Annotated in this window: 20 protein-coding genes; 15 read left to right on the top strand and 5 right to left on the bottom strand. The window is 67.9% G+C overall.

The window, feature by feature from the left end:
• Positions 1-115: 115 nt before the first annotated feature.
• Both ACYQ1Z_RS15660 and ACYQ1Z_RS15655 read left to right on the top strand, forming a co-directional pair.
• Positions 116-985, top strand: coding sequence for an HAD family hydrolase (locus tag ACYQ1Z_RS15660; protein ID WP_459793471.1), 870 nt, complete (start codon positions 116-118; stop codon positions 983-985).
• A 58-nt stretch (positions 986-1,043) separates the two neighbouring features.
• The gene (locus ACYQ1Z_RS15655; RefSeq protein WP_459793470.1) at positions 1,044-1,628 is read left to right on the top strand and encodes a histidine phosphatase family protein; all 585 of its coding nucleotides are present in this window, start codon (positions 1,044-1,046) and stop codon (positions 1,626-1,628) included.
• Positions 1,629-1,738: 110 nt separating this feature from the next.
• On the opposite strand, the gene ACYQ1Z_RS15650 is transcribed toward ACYQ1Z_RS15655, so the two are convergent.
• Positions 1,739-2,338: a hypothetical protein gene (locus ACYQ1Z_RS15650; RefSeq protein ID WP_459793469.1), complete on the bottom strand. Its 600-nt coding sequence runs from the start codon at positions 2,336-2,338 to the stop codon at positions 1,739-1,741.
• Between the two features lie 151 nt (positions 2,339-2,489).
• Entirely contained in the window at positions 2,490-4,739 is a 2,250-nt protein-coding gene (locus ACYQ1Z_RS15645; RefSeq protein WP_459793468.1) for a catalase, read from the bottom strand.
• A gap of 188 nt (positions 4,740-4,927) precedes the next feature.
• Between ACYQ1Z_RS15645 and ACYQ1Z_RS15640 the strand changes: the two genes are divergently transcribed.
• Positions 4,928-7,354, top strand: coding sequence for a phosphoketolase family protein (locus tag ACYQ1Z_RS15640; protein ID WP_459793467.1), 2,427 nt, complete (start codon positions 4,928-4,930; stop codon positions 7,352-7,354).
• A 3-nt stretch (positions 7,355-7,357) separates the two neighbouring features.
• Here the strand turns inward: ACYQ1Z_RS15640 and ACYQ1Z_RS15635 are convergent, their stop codons facing one another.
• From ACYQ1Z_RS15635 to ACYQ1Z_RS15625, 3 genes are all read right to left on the bottom strand, one after another.
• On the bottom strand, positions 7,358-8,125 hold the full coding sequence (locus ACYQ1Z_RS15635) for a DUF429 domain-containing protein (protein WP_459793466.1): 768 nt from the start codon (positions 8,123-8,125) through the stop codon (positions 7,358-7,360).
• On the bottom strand, positions 8,122-9,456 hold the full coding sequence (locus ACYQ1Z_RS15630; RefSeq protein ID WP_459793465.1) for a carboxylesterase family protein: 1,335 nt from the start codon (positions 9,454-9,456) through the stop codon (positions 8,122-8,124). The genes ACYQ1Z_RS15635 and ACYQ1Z_RS15630 overlap by 4 nt, the downstream gene beginning before the upstream one ends.
• Before the next feature lie 97 nt (positions 9,457-9,553).
• Complete coding sequence (locus ACYQ1Z_RS15625) at positions 9,554-10,042, bottom strand: inorganic diphosphatase (protein WP_013599443.1); 489 nt, start codon at positions 10,040-10,042, stop codon at positions 9,554-9,556.
• 155 nt (positions 10,043-10,197) lie between these two features.
• Between ACYQ1Z_RS15625 and dacB the strand changes: the two genes are divergently transcribed.
• From dacB to ACYQ1Z_RS15565, 12 genes are all read left to right on the top strand, one after another.
• Complete coding sequence (gene dacB, locus ACYQ1Z_RS15620) at positions 10,198-11,694, top strand: D-alanyl-D-alanine carboxypeptidase/D-alanyl-D-alanine endopeptidase (protein ID WP_459793464.1); 1,497 nt, start codon at positions 10,198-10,200, stop codon at positions 11,692-11,694.
• Positions 11,695-11,825: 131 nt separating this feature from the next.
• Positions 11,826-12,959 (top strand): zinc-dependent metalloprotease, encoded by a 1,134-nt coding sequence (locus ACYQ1Z_RS15615; RefSeq protein WP_459793463.1) that lies wholly within the window; start codon positions 11,826-11,828, stop codon positions 12,957-12,959.
• A gap of 138 nt (positions 12,960-13,097) precedes the next feature.
• Positions 13,098-14,162 carry a tRNA lysidine(34) synthetase TilS gene (tilS, locus tag ACYQ1Z_RS15610; protein WP_459793507.1) on the top strand — a complete coding sequence of 355 codons (1,065 nt, stop codon included), beginning with the start codon at positions 13,098-13,100 and terminating at the stop codon, positions 14,160-14,162.
• Positions 14,163-14,193: 31 nt separating this feature from the next.
• Complete coding sequence (gene hpt, locus ACYQ1Z_RS15605) at positions 14,194-14,745, top strand: hypoxanthine phosphoribosyltransferase (protein WP_459793462.1); 552 nt, start codon at positions 14,194-14,196, stop codon at positions 14,743-14,745.
• Between the two features lie 6 nt (positions 14,746-14,751).
• Positions 14,752-15,123 (top strand): VOC family protein, encoded by a 372-nt coding sequence (locus ACYQ1Z_RS15600; protein WP_459793461.1) that lies wholly within the window; start codon positions 14,752-14,754, stop codon positions 15,121-15,123.
• A gap of 229 nt (positions 15,124-15,352) precedes the next feature.
• Positions 15,353-17,416, top strand: coding sequence for an ATP-dependent zinc metalloprotease FtsH (gene ftsH, locus ACYQ1Z_RS15595; RefSeq protein WP_459793460.1), 2,064 nt, complete (start codon positions 15,353-15,355; stop codon positions 17,414-17,416).
• Positions 17,417-17,425: 9 nt separating this feature from the next.
• Positions 17,426-18,070, top strand: a complete 645-nt coding sequence (gene folE, locus ACYQ1Z_RS15590) for a GTP cyclohydrolase I FolE (RefSeq protein ID WP_459793459.1) — start codon at positions 17,426-17,428, stop codon at positions 18,068-18,070.
• Positions 18,071-18,081: 11 nt separating this feature from the next.
• On the top strand, positions 18,082-19,014 hold the full coding sequence (gene folP, locus ACYQ1Z_RS15585; RefSeq protein WP_459793458.1) for a dihydropteroate synthase: 933 nt from the start codon (positions 18,082-18,084) through the stop codon (positions 19,012-19,014).
• 14 nt (positions 19,015-19,028) lie between these two features.
• Positions 19,029-19,478 (top strand): dihydroneopterin aldolase, encoded by a 450-nt coding sequence (folB, locus tag ACYQ1Z_RS15580; RefSeq protein WP_459793457.1) that lies wholly within the window; start codon positions 19,029-19,031, stop codon positions 19,476-19,478.
• Positions 19,475-20,020 (top strand): 2-amino-4-hydroxy-6-hydroxymethyldihydropteridine diphosphokinase, encoded by a 546-nt coding sequence (gene folK / locus ACYQ1Z_RS15575; protein WP_459793456.1) that lies wholly within the window; start codon positions 19,475-19,477, stop codon positions 20,018-20,020. Before folB ends, folK begins: the two co-directional genes overlap by 4 nt.
• Complete coding sequence (locus ACYQ1Z_RS15570) at positions 20,017-20,562, top strand: DUF3180 domain-containing protein (RefSeq protein ID WP_459793455.1); 546 nt, start codon at positions 20,017-20,019, stop codon at positions 20,560-20,562. Before folK ends, ACYQ1Z_RS15570 begins: the two co-directional genes overlap by 4 nt.
• Positions 20,543-21,055 carry a PH domain-containing protein gene (locus tag ACYQ1Z_RS15565; protein ID WP_459793454.1) on the top strand — a complete coding sequence of 171 codons (513 nt, stop codon included), beginning with the start codon at positions 20,543-20,545 and terminating at the stop codon, positions 21,053-21,055. Before ACYQ1Z_RS15570 ends, ACYQ1Z_RS15565 begins: the two co-directional genes overlap by 20 nt.
• Positions 21,056-21,099: the final 44 nt, after the last annotated feature.

Raw genomic sequence — 21,099 nt, 5'->3', positions numbered from 1 at the left:
AGCTTCTTTGGGGGCCGGGACGGTCCAGGGCGGCCCGGTAAGTGTTTACGCGGTATTCAACAAATCTGTGGCGCGCGTCCTAGCGCAGGTCAGTTACGTCTGGTTCACTGTGGGAATGACAACGCTGACTGAAACCTCAGTCGCCGGCAACGATGACCGGCGAGACAACTACAACAACACTTCCGGGCTCAACGGCCGCAAGCTGATGGTCGCACTGGACGTGGACGGCACCCTCGTGGACCACGACGGCCACATGTCGCCCGGCGTACGGGAATCCGCGCAGGCGGTCGTCGCCGCAGGGCATGAAGTCATGATCGCCACCGGCCGGTCCCTCAACGCCACCCTGCCCATCATCGAGAAAATCGGCATGGAACGCGGCTACGCCGTCTGCTGCAACGGCGGCGTCACGCTCCGGCTCCACCCGGAGCTCGAGAACGGCTACGAGGTCATCCACAAGGCCACGTTCGATCCCGCACCGGCTCTCCGGGCACTGCGCGAGCGGCTGCCCTCCGCCAAGTACGCACTGGAGGACGCCGAGGGGAACTTCCTGTCCACCGAACGCTTCCAGGACGCCAGCTTCGGCGTCGAGGCTGTGGGCGTGGATTTCCAGACCATGCTCGAGGCCACAGCCGTCCGCGTGGTGGTGTTCAGCACCGAGAACACGCCTGAGGAGTTCACCGAGGCGATCGAGCATATCGGCCTTGCCGGCGTGACGTACTCGGTGGGCTGGACTGCCTGGCTGGACATCGCAGCAGCCGGGGTCACCAAGGCCAGCGCCCTGGAAAACCTCCGGCTCCAGCTCGGCATCGACCCCAACCACACCGTTGCCATCGGAGACGGCCGGAACGACATCGAAATGCTTGGCTGGGCCGGCCGGGGCGTGGCGATGGGCCAGGCGCCCGAGGAAGTCATCACGGTCGCCGACGAAGTCACCCATTCGGTGTTCGACGACGGCGCGGCGCACGTGCTACGCAGCCTGCTGTGAGACGCGTCGAAGTCGCCTCCGTCCGGACCCTGCCCGGAGCCAAGGCAGAATAGAAGGCATGACCCTTACGACGTTCGCCCTCGTCCGCCACGGCCAGACCGACTGGAACGCCGAGCGCCGGCTGCAGGGATCCACCGACATTCCGCTGAATGACGTCGGGCGCGGGCAGGCGAGGGACGCCGTCGCCGTCCTTGCCCCGTACGAATGGGACGCGATCGTCTCCTCGCCGCTGGGCCGTGCCGCCGAAACGGCGGACATCATCGCTGAAGGCCTCGGCCTGAAGGTGGCGCGCCGCGTTCCGGAACTGACCGAGCGCAGCTTCGGCCCGGCCGAGGGCATGCAGGCAGGTCCGGAACTGGAGGCGCTCCGTGAACCCGGCGGGTTCAAGGGCGCCGAAAGCGAAGACGAGGCAGCAACCCGCGGGCTCGCCGCGCTCGAGGCCCTCGCCGAGGAGTTCCGCGGCCAGCGGCTGCTGGTGGTCACCCACGGCACGCTGCTCCGGGTCACCCTCAGCCGTGCCACCGGCCAGACCCTCACCAGCGTGAACAACGCGGTCCTCAACCTGGCCCACCACCACACCATCAACGGCTGGCAGCTGGAATACTTCAACGGCGAGCCCGTGCTGGCCGCCACCGGCAACTAAAGCCCCGGCAGGCCGCCCGACGGCGGGACGCGGCTTCCGCCGTCAGCGGACGTCGGGCATCAACGCGCCTCGGGCGTCAGCTCGCTTGGACAATCAGCGCACTTCCAGGATCAGCGCACTTCCAGGATTAGTGCGAGGAGCCGGGCGGCGGCGGGGCGTGCAGCGTGTTCCTCGTTCCACTGCGCCCTGGCCACGGCTTTGCTGACTGCCTGCGTGGTGATGCCCAGTTCCTGCGCCACGGCCTTCTGCTGGCCGCGGACCCCCGGGGTCAGCAGGTCAAGCACGCGCCACTCCGCCCCCGAACGCTCACGGACGATGTGGCCGAGCAGCCTCAGCACCGCTTCGGCGTCGTGCGCCACATCCGCCAGCGGACCCTCGACGGCCACGGGGATCCGTTCCTTGCTGTTGCGCAGCCGGTCCACGGCGCGCCGGGCGTAGACCAGTCCATGACCGGAGGCGTCCTTGATCTGGTTGGGAAGCGGCTCGTTGACCGGGCCGGCGCCGATCCCCACGTACCAGGCGCCGTTGCGCAGTGCGATCAGGGCCGCGTCCACAGCCTGGTGCGGGCAGTCCACGATGCCCTGGACTTCGTCCTCAACCGAGCGGTCAAAGTCCAGGCGCGCGGGGATATGCCGCAGGTCCTTGAGCAGCTGCGGAACCCGGTCACCGTCGCGCCGGCTGTCCGTCTGGTTAATGGTGAGGGTGAACATTCTGGATCCACACTACCCGGAAGTAGGAATTGCGAAACGGCTTGTTTCATTGACAGGTGCCCGGTATTCCCGCCCAGGAAACACCGGGCCCGCATCAGGTTCGATGCGGGCCCGGGCACACCGGCATTCAGGAGCAGGTAGCGGTTGCGGCTTACTGCTCCCCAATCCCGGGCGCGGCTCCGGATCCAGCCACGCCGTGTGCCGGGAACCGGTCCCAGGCGCGGTGCGCGGCAAGCAGCCCGGCGACTTGGGCCGCCACTTCAGTTGCGCTGTCCCCGGCGGCGATGCCAACAGTCTCCTGTCCGATGCCCACCGCTCCCAGGACGGTCGAGCCGGAGCCCCAGACGCCGATGGCTTTGGCATGCCGGTACGCCTCGGAGAGCATGAGGGCCACCCGGGGGTCTGGGGTTTCAACCGGCTCTCCGGCCTTGGCGTCGCGGCCCGCTGTAGCGTCAGGGGCGGGCTGCTTGCCTCCGGCCACGATCAGCGCGTCGAACTCGGTTGACCGGGCCGTCAGGAAGGTCCGCTGCACCGTCACCGAAAGCCCGTCGGAGGAAAGCGTGCCGCCGGTGGGTGCGATGACCAGCGGAAGCATGCTCCTGCCGTCGAGCGCCTTCCGGGCGTCCTCAACCTGGGCCAGGTCGCTGGAGGAATCGGCGATGATGCCCACCACCCGCCCGGCAACCGGCCAGGTTTCGCCCACCTGGGAGAGCGCAGGGCTGGGGTCGCGGTCCTGGACCTGCTCAGTGGCCTCGGGCGCGGGCATGCCCAGCCCGTCCGCGACGGCGGCGCAAAGACCGGCGTCGATGTTGGCCAGGGCCTGGAGCTGGCGTTCGCGGACGGCGGTTTCGTAGCACTTGCCGAGCTCGAACGTGTACGCCTGGATCACGTGGTCCTGTTCCACCGGGCTCAGGCTCCGGAAGAACAGCCGGGCCTGGCTGAAGTGGTCGTCGAAGGTGGCCGGGTTGCGCCGCTCCTTGAGGGATTCCGCAACCGCTTCCGGGACATCCACGAACGCCCCCATGTCCTGCCCTGCCAGGAACGGGCACCCGCCGTCCAGCGAATTGGGCCGGTAGGGCGCAACTCCGGCGTGGTCCGCCGTCTGGTGCATGCCGTCGCGGAGCATGTCGTTGACCGGGGCGTGCGGACGGTTGATGGGGATCTGTGCGAAGTTGGGCCCGCCCAGGCGGGAGATCTGCGTGTCCAGGTAGGAGAACAGGCGGACCTGCAGCAGCGGATCGTTGGTGACGTCGATGCCCGGCACCAGATGCCCCGGGTGGAACGCCACCTGTTCGGTCTCCGCGAAGTAGTTGGTGGGGTTCGCATTGAGGGTCATGAGGCCGATCGGCTGCACCGGCGCGAGTTCCTCGGGGACGAACTTCGTGGGGTCCAGGAGGTCGATGCCCTGGAACATCTGGTCTTCGGTGTCCGGGAAGGTCTGGATGCCCAGTTCCCACTCCGGGTAGGCGCCGGCCTCAATGGCGTCGGCCAGGTCACGCCGGTGGAAGTCCGGGTCCATGCCGTTGATGATTTGGGCTTCCTCCCACACCAGGGAGTGCACGCCCTGCTTCGGCTTCCAGTGGAACTTCACCAGGGTGGTGTCACCGGCGGCGTTGACCAGGCGGAAGGTGTGGACGCCAAAGCCCTCCATGGTCCGGTAGGACCGGGGGATGCCCCGGTCGGACATGTTCCACATGGTGTGGGCCTGGGCCTCGGTGTGGAGCGATACGAAGTCCCAGAACGTGTCGTGCGCGCTCTGGGCCTGCGGGATTTCCCGGTCGGGGTGCGGCTTGGCAGCGTGCACTATGTCCGGGAACTTGATGCCGTCCTGGATGAAGAACACCGGAATGTTGTTCCCGACAAGGTCGTAGGTGCCCTCGTCGGTATAGAACTTCGTGGAGAAGCCGCGCGTGTCCCGGACAGCGTCGGCGGACCCGCGGGAACCCAGCACCGTGGAGAACCGCACGAACACCGGTGTTTCCACGTCCGGAGCAAGGAAGCCGGCATGGGTGACCTTGGCCGCGGTCCCGTAGGAGCGGAACACTCCGTGGGCTCCCGCTCCCCGCGCATGGACAACGCGCTCCGGGATCCGCTCGTGGTCGAAATGGGTGATCTTCTCGCGCAGGTGGTGGTCCTGCAGCAAGATTGGGCCGCGCGCACCGGCTTTCAGCGAATGGTCGGTGTCATGCAACCGGAGCCCTTGGGCCGTGGTCAGGTACTGGCCGGACTGGGCCCGTGCGGAGGCCGGCGCACCGGTGGGGCTTCCCGTGGGGGAGACCGCTTCAGGGGCGCGCTGGTCGGGTTTCGGCGGCAGAGGCTCACGGGGGGTGGTGGGCTCTTCACGTGCAGGAGGCTCGCTGGATGGAACCCCGGGAATTACGATGTCGTCTTCGGCTGGCATGTCTTGGTCTCCCCACGTTGGATGTTCCCAGCCTCCACCTCGGCAGAAGCTAAGCTTGCTTAGTACCCTACAGGTGCCCCTTGTGAGGATGGCAAGCTTCTGACGGCGGGGCTTGCCTGCCTTCCCCTCCATCTGTTGCGATGGGGGGAGCGGCCGCCTGCAGCGGCACACCCGACGTAAGGATGGTTATGGCAGGCAGCACCGGGCAGGATGAAGTGCGGCAGGACGGAATACAGCGGGAAGAGCTCGAACTCGTGGACCGCTGGTGGCGCGCCGCGAACTATCTTTCGGTGGGCCAGATCTACCTCCGTTCCAACCCCCTGCTGCGCGAGCCGCTCCAGCCGGAACACACCAAGTCCCGGTTGCTGGGCCACTGGGGGACCACCCCGGGGCTGAACTTCGTGTACGCGCACCTGAACCGCGCCATTCGCCGCGACTCAACCGAGATGCTCTTCGTGGCAGGTCCCGGCCATGGCGGCCCCGCCGTCGTCGCCAATGCCTGGCTGGAGGGAACGTACTCCGAAACCTACGCCCACGTGGGTAACGACGAGGCCGGGATGGCCGAGCTCTTCCGCCAGTTCTCTTACCCCGGCGGCATTCCCAGCCACGCGGCGCCGGAAAGCCCCGGCTCCATCAGTGAGGGCGGCGAACTCGGGTACTCGCTGGCGCACGCCTACGGCTCGGTGTTCGACAACCCCCAGTTGGTCACCGCCGTCGTGATTGGAGACGGAGAGGCCGAAACCGGGCCGCTCGCTGCCAGCTGGCACTCACACAACTTCCTGGACCCGGCCACGGACGGGGCGGTGCTGCCCATCCTGCACCTGAACGGCTACAAGATCGCCAACCCCACCGTCCTGGCCCGCATGCCGGAGCGGCAGCTGGAGCAGTTGCTGCGCGGTTATGGCCACGAGCCGTACTTCGTCACCGTTGATGATCCCGACGCCACGGAGAAGGCACATCGGGACTTTGCCGAGGTCCTGGACCGGTGCCTCGCGGATATCCGCGCCATCCAGGACTCCCACCGCAGCGGGCGCAACGGAAGGGAAGGCGCCGCGGGTGCGGGGGAAACCGGCGCGGCCCGCTGGCCCGTGATCGTGCTCCGCTCGCCAAAGGGCTGGACCGGACCGCGCAAGGTGGACGGCCTGCAGGTGGAGGGGACATGGCGCAGCCACCAGGTTCCGCTGTCTGAGGTCCGGACCAACGGCGAGCACCTGCGGCAGCTGGAGGAATGGATGCGCTCCTACCTGCCGGATGAACTGTTCGACGGCGACGGCCGGCTCCGGCCCGACGTCGCCGAGGCCGCGCCCACCGGGGACTACCGGATGAGCGCCACCCCGCACGCCAACGGCGGCCTGCTGCGACGGGCGCTGAAGCTGCCCGCCTACCGGGATTACGCCGTCGAGGTTGCCGAGCCCGGCACCGAGCGCGTCAGCCCCATGATGACGCTGGGGTCCTGGATGCGGGACGTCGTGGCGCTGAACATGGAGAACTTCAGGTTGTTCGGCCCTGATGAGACGGCGTCGAACCGTCTGCAGAACGTCTACGAGGTCACCGACAAGGTGTGGCAGTACCGGATTGACGACGTCGACGAGCACCTCGCGCGGTCCGGCCGGGTCATGGAGGTGCTGAGCGAACACCTGTGCCAGGGCTGGCTGGAAGGCTACCTCCTGACCGGGCGGCACGGGGTCTTCAGCTGCTACGAAGCCTTCATCCACATTGTCGACTCGATGTTCAACCAGCACGCCAAGTGGCTGAAGGTGCACCGGACGCTGCCCTGGCGCCAGCCCGTTGCGTCGCTGAACTACATCCTGTCCTCGCACGTCTGGCAGCAGGACCACAACGGGTTCTCGCACCAGGACCCGGGCTTTATCGACCACGCCGTGAACAAGAAGGCCGAGGTCATCCGGGTGTACCTGCCGGCCGACGCGAACACCCTGCTGTCCGTGATGGAGCACTGCCTGGATTCGACGGACTACGTCAACATCGTGGTCAGTGGCAAACAGCCTTCACCCACCTGGCTGGGCCCAGCGGACGCCGCCAACCACTGCCGCCGCGGCCTGGGGATCTGGACATTCGCCGGATCCGAGGTCCCCGGCGAGGAGCCCGACGTCGTCCTGGCCTGCGCCGGTGACGTCCCCACCGTTGAGACCGTGGCCGCCGCGGAACTGCTGCGGGAAGGCGCACCGGGGCTGAAGGTCCGTGTGGTCAATGTCGTGGACCTGATGCGCCTGCAGGACGAAAGCGAGCATCCGCACGGGCTCCCGGCGCGCGACTTCGACGGGATCTTCACCACCGACAAGCCGATCATTTTCGCGTACCACGGCTACCCGTCGCTGATCCACCGGCTGGCCTACCGGCGCACCAATCAGGAGGGCCTGCACGTCCGCGGCTACAAGGAGGAAGGCACCACCACCACGCCGTTCGACATGGCCATGCTCAACGGCATCGACCGCTTCCAGCTGGCCATCGACGCCATCGACCGGGTGCCGGGGCTGGCCGAGAAGCACTCGCTCCTGCGGCAGGACCTGCAGGACCGGCGGATGCACGCATGGGAGCACACCCGGACCCACGGCGAGGACCCGGAGGAAATCCGCAACTGGAAGCTGGGCGGCTAGCCTTCAGCCAGGCAGCCCGTCCAGGCCGCTGGCAGGCAGGTGGATCCAGCCTTCGCTGCGGGCTGCCGCCGCGTGCGCATCGTCCGGCAGGAGGGTACGACGGCGGGCCACGGCGCGGGCGGTGAGGGAGGCGACGACGGCGTCGAACAGGTCGTCCGAACGTGCCAGTGCGTCCTCGTGCCCGGCCAGGTCCAGCCACGGTGCCTGCGCCCGGAGACTGCCGAGCAGCACGCCGAGGCGCTGCGCCTCCGCAGCGCCGCTTCCCTTGTAGCCGCGCCCGCCGAGGCCCCAGATCTTCAGTGATGCCGCGGGGCAGACCTCGGCCAGCCGGCCGGAACCGTCCCTGGGCTGGGGGCCGTGCAGCCCCGCGATCTTCGCCTGGATCACGGCGCAGCGCATCGCCGGGTGCGCCAGGCGGTCCGCCGAGACGCTCAGCGGAATCAGCCCTGTCCGGGCGGTGCAGAACCGGTCGGTGTCCCGGTAGGCAAGCAGCCGCCGACCCGCGATGCCGTCGTGCTCCAAGACGGGGCCGGCGTCGAACTTTGCATGCCCGGTGAGGAACGGGACCAAGGCGTCCGGCCAGCCGACCGGGCAATCCACCCCGGTCATGTCACTGCCACCGAACAGGTCCACGATGTCCTGGTCCTCCACGCCAAGCGCCGCGTGCACGAGCCTGGCCGAACCATGGCCGGGGGAATCCTCATCCCACTCCAGGACAGCCACTGCGGTCTTTTTCGCCGCCGCGGCCAGGTCAACGCCGAGGGTCCTCACGCGTCCCCGATCCTGTGGTAGCGGAGGGCACCGTTGATGGCTCCGGCCTCGCCGAGGTCGTCACCGCGGGCGAAGGAGCTCCACAGCGCCCGTACGGCCCGGCCGGTCATGTCCACCTGCGCCCAGTCAGCACCCGCGATGAGTCCCACGCCATCCCATGTGCTGCGATTGCCAAAGAGCAGCGGAAGGTCGATGGTGTGGGCTGCGCCGAAGAGGTTTCCCGGAGCCTGCCAGTCCAGCAGGTAGTGGTGTGCCTTTCCGCCTGCCCGTGCGTGGCGGCGCGCGAACCGCCGTGACGCCCTGCCGTAGACGGTTTCGGTCACCACCTTGTCGACGGCGCGGACTGCGGCGGGGCCGATCCCGGGAACTTTCAGCAGGCGCATCAGGACCGGGCTCCGCGGCAGGAACAGGCGCGCCTCCCCGGAGGTGTGGCCGATGAGGACGTCAATGTTCGGGGCCGTGCGGTTCCATGCGGCCTCGATTTCCTTTTCCGCCGGCAGGGGTGCGTGCCCGTACTGGGTGCCGAAAGGCATTGCGGCCAGCATGCCGAACTTCCGTGCCACCTGCGCCACGTGCGCCTCGAGGTCCACCACCTCCATGGCCGGGGTTTCTTCCGTCACGGCTTCCGCGGCGATGCCCATGGCGTGGTTCATCCTGGCCCGGCCCCGGGCGATGCCCAGCGGCGCGCTCTGGATGATGGCGCGCTGGAACAGCGACGGCGCTTCCGGAGTCGCCATCAGGTGCGCGATGGCGTCACCGCCGGCGGACTGCCCGAATGCCGTGACGCGGCCCGGGTCGCCGCCGAACGCGGCGATGTTGCGCTGCACCCACCGGAACGCTTCCAGCTGGTCCAGCAGGCCCAGGTTCGCGGGCCGTCCGTTCCGGGTGGCCAGGAACCCGAACAGCCCCAGCCGGTAGGTCACAGAGACCACAATGACGCGGTTTTCGGCCACCAGGGCTGCCGGATCGAAGATGGCGAGGTCGCCTGAACCGGTCGTGTAGGAACCGCCGTGGATCCAGACCATGACCGGCAGCCGCTCGCCGGGAGCAAGATCGGCGGGCATGGTGACGGACAGGTTTTGGCAGTCCTCACTGCCCGGAAGTTCGCCGTAGCGGGTGCCCAGGACGTCGTCGAGGAACGGGACGGGGCCCTGCGGGCAGGCCGGGGCGGGGGACGTGGCGGCGCGCGGCTCAGTCCAGTCAGGGGCCGGGGCAGGCGGCTGGAACCTGGCAGCAGTGGCATAGGGAATGCCTGCTGCGCGCAGGACGTCCCCGTCCCGCCGGCCGGTCACGGGTCCGCACGGCGGGGTGAAGGCTGGTTCTGAGAGCACCCTCCACCTTAAACCACCAACGCGGGGTCACTTCCGGCCCAATTCCGTTGATGGAATAGGCGCGAAGAGACCCCGCGTTGCGTCGCAGGCGCGAAATTCAGTGTCCGGTGGGGACGTAGCGCTTGATGGAGGCTTCCAGTTCGGCTTCGGCGGCGGCGCGGTCGCCCCAGCCCTCGGCCTTGACCCACTTGCCCGGCTCGAGGTCCTTGTAGCGGGTGAAGAAGTGCTCGATTTCCTTGATCAGGAACTCGTTGACGTCACTGACTTCCTGGATGTGGTCGAACCGGGCATCAACCGGTACGCACAGGATCTTGGCGTCCCCGCCGCCGTCGTCGGTCATGTTGAAGACGCCGATGGGGCGGGATTCGACGATAACGCCGGGGTGCAGGTCGAAGTCCTGCAGGAGCACCAGTGCGTCCAGCGGGTCGCCGTCTTCGCCGAGGGTGTTCTCGAAGTAGCCGTAGTGGGTGGGGTACTGCATGGCAGTGAACAGGACGCGGTCCAGGCGGACGCGGCCGGTCTCGTGGTCAACTTCGTACTTGACGCGTGATCCCTTGGGGATCTCGATGGTCACGTCGTGCTTCATGGAATGCTCCTCGGCAATTGCAGGGGGTGCGCGGCATACGTGACGGACCACCACAAGGGGATGTCCGAGCCGCCGACTACTATTGAGAATATAGCGAGAGGCCCTGGAATCAGGAACTTGTGGGGATATTTCAGGACTTGAGGACCAGCACCAGCATGACCAAAACAACCGGCGCGGACGCGTGGACCGACCGCACCCGCCGGGTTGGCGGGCACGGAGCGTCCGGCCTTGTCCGGCACTGGCCGCTGGTCCTGTTGACCGCCCTCCTGGTTTCCCTTCTCCTCCCCGCCGCGTTTCTGGTTGCCCCCGGATTCCTGGGGCCTCCGCCCCCGCCGCCCGCACCGCCGGCCCCCGCGTGGCAGCAGGCCCCGGCCACGCTGTCGGACCGGCAGGGCCTCGTGTCCCCGGGCGGTCCAGCGCCGGTTCCGTCCCGGGAGTTGTTGACCGCGCAGGTCGAGCCGCTGCTGAAGGCCGACGGCGAGGGTACTTTCACGGGAATGGTCCAGGATGCGCTGACGGGCCAGGTCCTTTTTGACCGGGGCGGCTCTGCCAGCCGCGTGCCGGCGTCGAACCTGAAACTGCTGACCGCCGTCGCCGCCCTGCGCTCGCTGGGTCCGGAGCACCGGTTCGAAACCCGCGTGCTGGCCGGGCCGGCCGCGGGGCAGGTGGTCCTCACCGGTGGTGGAGACGTCCTGCTGGAAGCCGGGGAATCCGATACGGAACAGGTACTGGGCCACGCCGGGCTTGCCACGCTCGCGGCCGGCACGGTTGAGGCGCTGAAGGGCGCGGGAACAACCGGCGAGGTCAAAGTCCTGGTGGACGATTCCCTGTTCACCGGTCCGGCGCTGAACCCGGCCTGGCAGGAAGGGGACGTCGCTGCCGGAGAAGTGGCGCCGCTGTACCCGCTCGCGCTCAATTCCGCACGCTTTGCCCCCGATGCTGCCGGGCCGCGCCCCCAGGACTCCGCCCTAACGGCCGCGGAGGCGTTCGCCGCAGCGCTGCGGACCGCGGGTGCGGCCGGGGGGCTGACGGTGGCGGCCGGCGTCGAACGCGCGCCCGGGCCCTCAGCGGAAAGCCCCCAAACCGTCCTGGCGAAGGCCGAGTCCGCCACCGTCGCCGAACAGGTCAACCTCATGCTGCAGACGTCGGACAACTACCTGGCGGAGGTGCTGGGCCGGATGGCCGCCCTTGCAGCGGGAATGGCCGGCAGCAATGACGGTGCAGCCGCGGCCGTCCGTGGCCAGCTTGCCGACGCGGGGATCCTCGCGGACTCCACCACGCTGGTGGATGTATGCGGCCTGGCCATGGGCAACCAGGTGACGGCCCGCCAGTTCACCGACGTCGTCCGTGCCATCACCTCCGGAACGGACAGCAGGCTGCGGGAGGCGCTGGACGGCTTCCCCGTCGCGGGCCTGACCGGGACACTGGACACCCGGTACGCGGACGAGACGACGGTGGCAGGTGCCGGGCTGGTGCGGGCCAAGACCGGCACGCTGAATACGGTGCTGGCGCTGAGCGGGTATGTGGTGGACGCCGACGGCCGGCTGCTGGTGTTCTCCTTCATCGGCAACGGGCTCACCCCCGGCGCAGCCGGAAACAGGGCGGCGCTGGACCGTGCCGCGACAGCGCTGGCGTCTTGCGGCTGCCGCTAGGACTCGTGCCGGACCGGCCCGGTGGTGCCCGGCTGGCGCAGTGCTCCGTCGCGAATCCGGGAGGGGCAGGATGGTTCGCCGGTGAGCGAACTTAAGGACGAGTCCCAGCCTGCTGTGTTCTGATGGGACCTATGGAGTCCACCGCACGTGATTCGTCAGCACCGGCCGTGTCCGGCCCGGCATCGGCCCTGATCAACTGGGACCTCGCCGCCTCCACAGCCGCGCGGCTTACCCCCGCCGGGCCCGTCCTGTCCGCTGCCGAAATTGGTGACGCCGTCGACAGCCTTCGCCGCCTGGCGGACCAGTCGGTTGAGCACGTCCACGAGATCTCCGGGCTGGAGGCCGCCAGGGACCTCCGCGATTCCACTGTTCTCGTGGTGGACCGGGCGTCGTGGGCCAAGGCCAACACGCAGAGCTTCTCGGTGATGCTCAAGCCCGCCATGCAGAAAATGCTCGAGAACCGGCGCGGCACGCTGAGCCCTGCGGCGGCAAGCGTCAGCGGTGCCATCACCGGCAGCCAGCTGGGAGCGGTCCTGGCCTTCCTTTCCAGCAAGGTCCTCGGCCAGTACGACCCCTTTGCCGCGCTGGCCGAGGGGTCCAACGCTCCTTCCGGCGGCCGGCTGCTGCTGGTGGCACCGAACATCGTCTCCGTAGAGCGGGAACTCAATGTCACCCCGGAGGACTTCCGGCTTTGGGTGTGCCTGCACGAACAGACGCACCGCGTGCAGTTCGCCGCGGCACCCTGGCTGCGGGAGCACATGCTGCAGCAGATCGACGACCTGAGCGGGCACCTGCTCGGGAACGTGGACTCCCTGATGGAACGCGCCACGGCAGCCGCCCGCTCCCTCAAGGACCGCACCGCTCCGGGGAACACCCCCGGCCGCGGCGCCATCCTGGACCTGCTGCAGGATCCTGAGGAGAAGGCCGCCATCTCGCACCTCACGGCTGTAATGAGCCTGCTGGAAGGCCACGCGAACGTGGTGATGGACGCCGTCGACGCCAGCATTGTCCCGTCCGTGAAAACCATCCGGCAGCGTTTCAACGACCGCGGCAAGGACCGCGGCGTGATCGAAAAGTTCATCCGCAGCCTCCTGGGCCTGGACGCCAAGATGCGCCAGTACTCCGACGGCGCCCGGTTCGTCCGGGCCGTGGTGGACGTTGCCGGCATGGAAGGCTTCAACCGGGTCTGGGAATCCGTGGACCACCTGCCCACCGAACCTGAAATCCACGATGCCAAGCTGTGGCTTGAGCGGATGGGGCTGTAGTTGCCCGACGCTACCCTTCCGCCAGCGGCACCCATGCCTTCCTCACCTTCTCCTTCCGAACCCGCGCCGCCGGCAGCACAGCGGAGCGGACGACGGAAGCCCGGCCGGCTGACGCCCGTCGTCGGCACCGCCCGGAAGATGCTGGGTGACGCGCTGGCGCAGGCCGGGTACCCGCGGCACCTGCTGGTGGCCTGCAGCGGGGGACCGGATTCCCTGGCCCTCGCCGCCGTGGCGGCCTATTTCTCGCGCCGCGGCCACGTTGACGGCCATCCCGTCACCGCGGGCGCCGTCGTGGTGGACCACCAGCTGCAGGACGGGTCCGGCCAGGTGGCGGCGCACACCGCGAAGGCCCTTCGGGATCTCGGCCTCGCGCCGGTGGAGGTCCGGACAGTGACTGTGGCGCGTACCGGGATGGGGCCGGAGGCGGCCGCCCGCGAGGCCCGGCTCGAAGCGCTGGAAGCGGCCGCCGCCGGGCAGGGTGCCGACGCCATCCTTTTGGGACACACGCTGGACGACCAGGCCGAACAGGTGCTGCTGGGCCTGGCCCGGGGATCGGGAACGCGGTCGCTGGCAGGGATGCGTCCATCCCGTCCCGGCAGCGGGGACAGCATCCTGCTGCGGCCTTTCCTGGGGCTCCGCCGGGCGGATACGGAAGAAATCTGTGCAGTGGAGGAGCTGGACCCGTGGCATGATCCGACCAACACGGACCTGGCATTCGCCCGGTCGCGCACCCGCGTGGAGGTCCTGCCTCACCTGGAGGAAAAGCTGGGGCCCGGCGTCGCAGAGTCCCTCGCCCGGACGGCGGCCATCCTGCAGCTGGACGCCGACTACCTGGAGGATGTGGCGGAAAGCACTTATGCGTCACTGGCTGAGCACCAAGGGCCCGGTGTGGCCCTTCCCGAGGAGGCGTTGCGCGCCCTCGCCCCCGCCATCAGGTTCCGCGTGATCGCCAAGGCAGCGGCCGACGTCGGCGGGCAGCAGCCCAGCTACCAGCGGCTGTTGGCCGCCGAAGCGCTGCTGCGGCGGCAGGGCTCTGCGGGGCCGGTCGAACTTCCCGGCGGCGTCAGCGTATATCGGTTGTCCCTTGCCCAGCTGGACAGCGCCGGTGCGCAGCCAGAGGGTGCCGGCCCCGGATCCGTTCCCCGTGGAGGGCCGCGCTGTGGGAAGCTAGTGTTCCGGCCTCAAAAACCGCCCGAAAAATAGTCGCACCCCCGTATCTACACAGGAGCCATTGGTGGATTCAAACGACGTCCAGGCAGACCTCAAGCACGTTCTCTACACCAAGGAACAGATCCAGCAGCGGATCACCGAACTCGCCGCGCAGATCGACAAAGACTATGAAGGCCGCGAACTGCTCATCGTGGGCGTGCTCAAGGGAGCCGTGATGGTTATGGCGGACCTTGCACGCGCCCTGCACAGCCACGTGTCCATGGACTGGATGGCCGTGTCCTCCTACGGTTCCGGGACCCAGTCCTCCGGCGTGGTGCGCATCCTGAAGGACCTGGACACGGACCTGATGGGCAAGGACGTGCTGATCGTCGAGGACATCATCGACTCCGGCCTGACCCTGTCCTGGCTGAAGACCAACCTGGAATCCCGCGGCACCGCCTCCGTGGAGATCTGCACCGCTTTCCGCAAGCCCACGGCCGCGAAGGTGGAGATCGACGTCAAGTACGTCGGCTTCGATATCCCCAACGAGTTCGTAGTGGGCTACGGCCTGGATTACGCCGAAAAGTACCGCAACCTGGACTTCGTGGGCACCCTGGCCCCGCACGTCTACGAGTAGGCTCCCATGCAGCTCGGCGGTTTTTCGGTGGGCCTGGCCGTGCAGGACCTGGCAGCTTCCATGGAGTTCTACGGGAAGCTCGGTTTTACTCCGTACGCAGGAGATCCGGACCAGAACTGGGTCATCATGAAGAACGGGGACACGAACATCGGGCTGTTCAAGGGCATGCTCGAGAAGAACGTGCTGATCTTCAACCCGGGCTGGGACCAGAACGCCGCACCGGTGGAATCCTTCACCGACGTTCGGGAGCTGCAGCGGCAGCTGAAAGGACAGGGCGTGCCGTTTGCCACCGAAGCCGACGAGGACACGTCAGGGCCTGCGAGCTGCATCGTGATCGACCCGGACGGCAACCCCGTCTACCTGGACCAGCACGTCTGAGGCTCCGGGTACGGCCCTGGGCCGGCTACGGCACTGGGCCGGTTGGCAATGCCGGGCCGGCAGGAGAAGCGGGTACCTGGGCCCGGCTACGCCCATAGGGAACTTTTGCTTTTCATCATGCGTGATCTAGTCCGGACGGTGTATAGCTAGAAGCTGACGCAGCACCATCACGCGCGCAAACTACACGCCGTGCAGCACTACCAGAAGGGACGGGGCCAGCCCCGAACAGATGAAAGCTAAGAACTTTTTCAAAGGCCCGGGCATCTGGATCGTCGTCGTGGTCGGTCTGCTCCTGGTGGCTTTTGCAACGCTGGCTCCCGGCGGTGCCGCACGGATCGACACCGACAAGGGCCTTGAACTGCTCTCCGGCAACCAGGTGGAGCAGGCGAAGATCTTCGACGGCGAGAACCGTGTTGACCTCACCCTGAAGGACAACCTGAACCTGGACGGCCAGGACAAGGGCAAGAGCGTCCAGTTCTTCTTCGTGGACGCCCGCGCCGACGACGTCGTCAAAGCCGTCACCGACGCCAAGCCCGCGCAGGGCTACACGGACCAGCCCATTGAAAGCAACTGGTTCTCCGGTCTGCTGTCCCTCCTGATCCCCGTCATCCTCCTGGGCGCCCTGTTCTGGTTCCTGATGACCCGCATGCAGGGCGGCGGCTCCAAGATCATGCAGTTCGGCAAGTCCAAGGCCAAGATGGTCAGCAAGGACATGCCGCAGGTGACCTTCGCGGACGTCGCCGGCTCCGACGAAGCCGTCGAGGAACTGCAGGAAATCAAGGAATTCCTGCAGGAGCCCACCAAGTTCCAGGCCGTCGGCGCCAAGATCCCCAAGGGTGTGCTGCTGTACGGCCCTCCTGGTACCGGCAAGACCCTCCTGGCCCGTGCTGTCGCCGGTGAAGCCGGTGTCCCGTTCTTCTCCATCTCCGGTTCCGACTTCGTGGAAATGTTCGTCGGTGTGGGTGCCTCCCGCGTCCGCGACCTCTTTGAACAGGCCAAGGCGAACTCCCCGGCCATCATCTTCGTGGACGAAATCGACGCCGTCGGCCGGCACCGCGGCGCCGGCATCGGCGGCGGCAACGACGAACGCGAGCAGACCCTCAACCAGCTGCTGGTCGAAATGGACGGTTTCGACGTCAAGACCAACGTCATCCTCATCGCCGCCACCAACCGCCCCGACGTGCTGGACCCCGCACTGCTGCGCCCGGGCCGCTTCGACCGGCAGATCGGCGTCGAGGCCCCGGACCTGATCGGCCGCGACCAGATCCTGCAGGTGCACTCCAAGGGCAAGCCGATGGCGCCCGGCGTGGACCTCAAGGCCGTGGCCAAGAAGACCCCGGGCTACACCGGTGCCGACCTTGCCAATGTGCTGAACGAAGCCGCGCTGCTGACCGCCCGCTCCAACGCCAACCTCATCGACGACCGCGCCCTGGACGAGGCCATCGACCGCGTTATGGCCGGCCCGCAGAAGCGCAGCCGGGTCATGAAGGAACACGAGCGCAAGATCACCGCCTACCACGAAGGCGGGCACGCGCTGGTGGCGGCCGCCCTCCGGAACTCCGCCCCGGTCACCAAGATCACCATCCTTCCCCGCGGCCGCGCCCTGGGCTACACCATGGTGGTGCCGGAGAACGACAAATACTCCGTGACCCGCAACGAGCTCCTCGACCAGATGGCGTACGCCATGGGCGGGCGCGTGGCAGAGGAGATCGTGTTCCACGATCCGTCCACCGGCGCGTCGAACGACATTGAGAAGGCCACCGGCACCGCCCGCAAGATGGTGACCGAATACGGCATGAGCGAACGCGTTGGTGCTGTACGCCTCGGCCAGGGCGGCGGCGAGCCGTTCCTGGGCCGCGACGCCGGACACGAGCGCAACTACTCGGACCAGATCGCCTATGTTGTGGACGAGGAAGTGCGCCGCCTGATCGACCAGGCACACGACGAGGCCTACGCCATCCTGACGGAAAACCGCGACGTCCTGGACCGCCTGGCCCTGGAGCTGCTGGAACGCGAAACCCTGAACCAGGCCGAGATTGCCGACATCTTCCGTGACGTCCGCAAGCGCGATTTCCGCGAGGTGTGGCTGTCCAAGGAGACCCGCCCGGTGCAGATGGCCGGCCCTGTCGAAACCCCGCGGGAACGGGCCGAACGCGAGGCCCAGGAGGAAGCCACCCAGGCCCGCCTGGATGAGCCGCTGGACGCCCAGCCGCCGCATCCGCAGGGCGTTCCGGAAGACGCTCCGTTTCAGGGAGGCGTCCCCGAATCGGGGCCCGACACCCTTCGCGGCTAAGCTTTCTTCGTGACTTCCTTCGACGACGACGACGCTCCCACCTCCACCGGCACCCTGGCGGAGGACGCTGCCTCCCACGCCAAGCACTCCAAAGTGGACCGGCCCAGGATCGAGGCGGCCGTCCGCGAGATCCTCCTTGCCATTGGCGAGGACCCGGACCGGGGCGGCCTGGTGGACACCCCCAAGCGGGTGGCCAAGGCCTACGCGGAGGTGTTTGCGGGATTGCACCACGACCCTGCGGACGTCCTGTCCACCACCTTCGACCTGGACCACGAGGAGCTGGTCCTGGTCAAGGACATCCCCTTCTACTCCACCTGCGAGCACCACCTGGTGCCGTTCCACGGCATGGCCCACGTGGGATATATCCCCTCGCATGACGGGAAAGTGACCGGGCTGAGCAAGCTGGCCCGGCTGGTGGATATCTATGCCCGACGCCCCCAGGTGCAGGAGCGGCTCACCACGGAGATTGTCGAAGCGCTGGTCCGCCACCTCCAGCCGCGCGGCGCCATCGTTGTTGTTGAATGCGAGCACATGTGCATGTCAATGCGCGGTATCCGCAAGCCCGGAGCCAAGACCGTCACCAGTGCGGTCCGCGGGCAGCTTCATGACCCGGCCACCCGTGCCGAGGCCATGAGCCTCATCCTCGGAAGGTAACCAAACAGACCATGGACTCACTAGCTGCAGCCCCGGGAACCGGGCCCGCAACCTCGCCGCTGCCCATCCTGCGCAAACCGCGTCCGGCAGCCCGTTTTGAGGACCTCCCCATCGACCGCACCCTGGTCATGGGAATCCTGAACGTCACCCCCGACTCCTTCAGCGACGGCGGCAAGCACGCCACGGCGGACACCGCGGTCGCGGCCGGCCTGCGGATGTTCTATGCAGGCGCGGACATCATTGACGTGGGCGGCGAATCAACCCGGCCCGGCGCCGAGGACGTCAGCCCGGAAGAGGAACAGCGCCGGGTCCTGCCGGTCATCGAAGCGCTGGTCAAAGCCGGCGCGCTGGTCAGCATCGACACCACCCACGCATCCACCGCCGCCGCCGCCGTCCAGGCTGGCGCCGCCATTATCAATGACATCTCCGGCCTGAGCATCGAACCGGAAATGGCCGAACTCGTGGCCGCCACGAAGGTCCCGTACGTCCTCACCCACCGCCGCGGTGACGCCCGCACCATGAACTCCCTGGCCGAGTACACGGACGTTGCAGCGGAAGTGGCAGCCGAACTGGCCGGCGTGCGCGACAAGCTCTACGCGGCAGGCGTCAGCCAGGACCAGATCATCATCGACCCGGGCCTGGGATTCGCCAAGAACGACGCACAGAACTGGGAACTGCTGCAGAACCTGGACCAGCTGGACAGCCTGGGCCACAAGGTACTGGTGGGCGCTTCCCGCAAGCGGTTCCTCGGCACCCTGCTCACCGTGGCCGGCAAGTCCGCCTCGCCGGAGGAGCGTGACGCCGCCACCGCCGCAATCACAGCCATCAGCGCCTCGCGTGGCGCCTGGGCGGTGCGCGTGCACGACGTCGGCTCCAGCCTGGACGCCGTCAAGGTTGCCGCCCGCCTGGCGGCAGCAGCTAAGACCGCACCCAAAACACAGTAAAGGGCCGGGGACCCATGGACAGGATTACGCTGACCGGTGTGACCGCCGTCGGCTATCACGGCGTGTTTGATTTTGAACGCCGCGAGGGCCAGCCTTTTGTCGTGGATGCAGTGTTGTACCTCGACTTCGCCAAGGCTGCGGAATCCGATGACGTCCGCGACACCGCACACTACGGCGAAGTGGCGCAGCGTATTACCGAATGGGTTACCGGGGAACCGCTGAACCTGATTGAGGCCCTGGCCGTGCGGATAGCGGACAGCCTGCTGGCAGAGTTCCGACTCGAGGCCGTAGACATCACGGTGCACAAGCCGCAGGCGCCCATCGAGGTGCCTTTCGGAGACGTGGCGGTCAGCGTCCACCGCGAAGCACGAGGCCATCGCGAAGCACGAGGCAATCGTGCAGTCCGGGGCCAAAGCGCGGCCCGGTTACACCGGGAAAGGCCAGTGGACGGGGACACGGCGTGAACACGGGGTACGCAAAGGCGGTGCTCGCCCTCGGAAGCAACCTTGGCGAGCGGAATGACACCTTGACCGAGGCGGTGGCAGACCTCGTGGATCCGCCCGAGGTACGCCTCCTGGATGTCTCGCCGATCGTGCAGACCAAGGCTGTGGGCGGCCCGCCCAACCAGCCCGACTTCCTGAACATGGTCATAACCGTGGAGACCAGCCTCCCGCCGCTGGAGCTGCTCGCGCACTGCCAGGCGGTCGAAAACAAGCACCACCGCGTACGTGAAGTCCGCTGGGGGCCGCGGACCCTCGACGTCGACATCATCACCTACGGCGACCTGCGCAGCGACGACCCGGTGCTCACCCTGCCGCACCCCCGCGCCGCGAGCCGCGCCTTCGTGCTGTACCCGTGGTCGCTGATCGAACCGGGCGCTGAGCTGGACGGGGAACGCATCAGCGTGCTGGCGTCACGCGCCTCGGATTTCGGGGATCTGGCACCGTTTGACGGCTTCGGTGACCTGGACGGGATGCCCACGGCCGGGGCTGTGGAGGAACGATGAAGCCCATCAACCCCCTGCGCCTGCTGCTGATTGGCGTCGTGCTGGCAGTCGCAGGCTGGTCCGCCACGGTGGTAACCAACCGGTACAGCATGGCAACCCCTGTCCTGCCGGCCACCGCGCTGGCCACCATGGGCGTGATTGTCGCCATCACCCTGGTCCTGGGGATCCGGGTCCTGAAGTGGCGCAACAGCCTCAAGGACAGCAGCAAAAAGAAGACGGCCCTCGATCCGCTCCTGGCCGCCCGGACCCTGGTCCTCGCGCAGGCGTGCGCCTACGCGGGTACGGTCCTGCTGGGCTGGCACGTTGGGATCTTCCTGGACCAGCTGCGCGTCTGGAGCCTCCGTAGCGACCAGGGGATCACCTGGCTGGCACTTGCCATGGCGGGCGGCGGGTTGGCGATGATCGTGGTGGGCCTGGTGGTGGAGCGGTTCTGCCGGATCCCGCCCGAGGACGGCGACACCAAGGGCGTGGACGGCAAGCCCGGCCGCGCCGTCCGCGGGGAAGCCGCCGGGGAAGGTGAATATGCATACCGCGGCGATTGATCCGCCGGGTATCGCCTGGCAGCGGGTGTCGCCCAAGTACATCACCGTACGGCTGGTGGAATGGGCGCTGGGAAACCTGGTCACCGTCCTGATCCTCTGCCTGCCCCTTTTTATGGTCCTCCAGGGCTGGTGGCGGTGGCCGCCGCTGTGGCTGGCCATAACGGTACCGGCGGCGATGCTGGTTGTGGCCGTGTGGCGGCTGGTGCTGATTCCCCGCCAGGTCCGCGCCATCGGCTATGCCGAGCGCGATGACGACCTCCTGATCCGGACCGGCATCTTCTTCCAGCGCACCATGGCCGTCCCGTACGGCCGGATGCAGTACGTGGACATCGCGGTGGGACCGGTGGAGCGCGGCCTGGGCCTGTGCACGGTCAAGCTCCACACGGCATCGCCGGGAACCAACGCCAGGATCCCGGGGCTCCCCGCAGCCGAGGGCGCCCGCCTCCGCGAGCAGCTGGCGGCGCGGGGCGAAGCCAGGCTGGCAGGGCTGTGACCGCTGACGGACGGTTCCCCGACCCGGGGACGCCGGCCCGCGGG

Source organism: Arthrobacter sp. AD-310 (assembly GCF_054656615.1).
The sequence above is the reverse complement of the archived record's forward strand: the minus strand, read 5'-3'. Positions and strand labels throughout refer to the sequence as shown.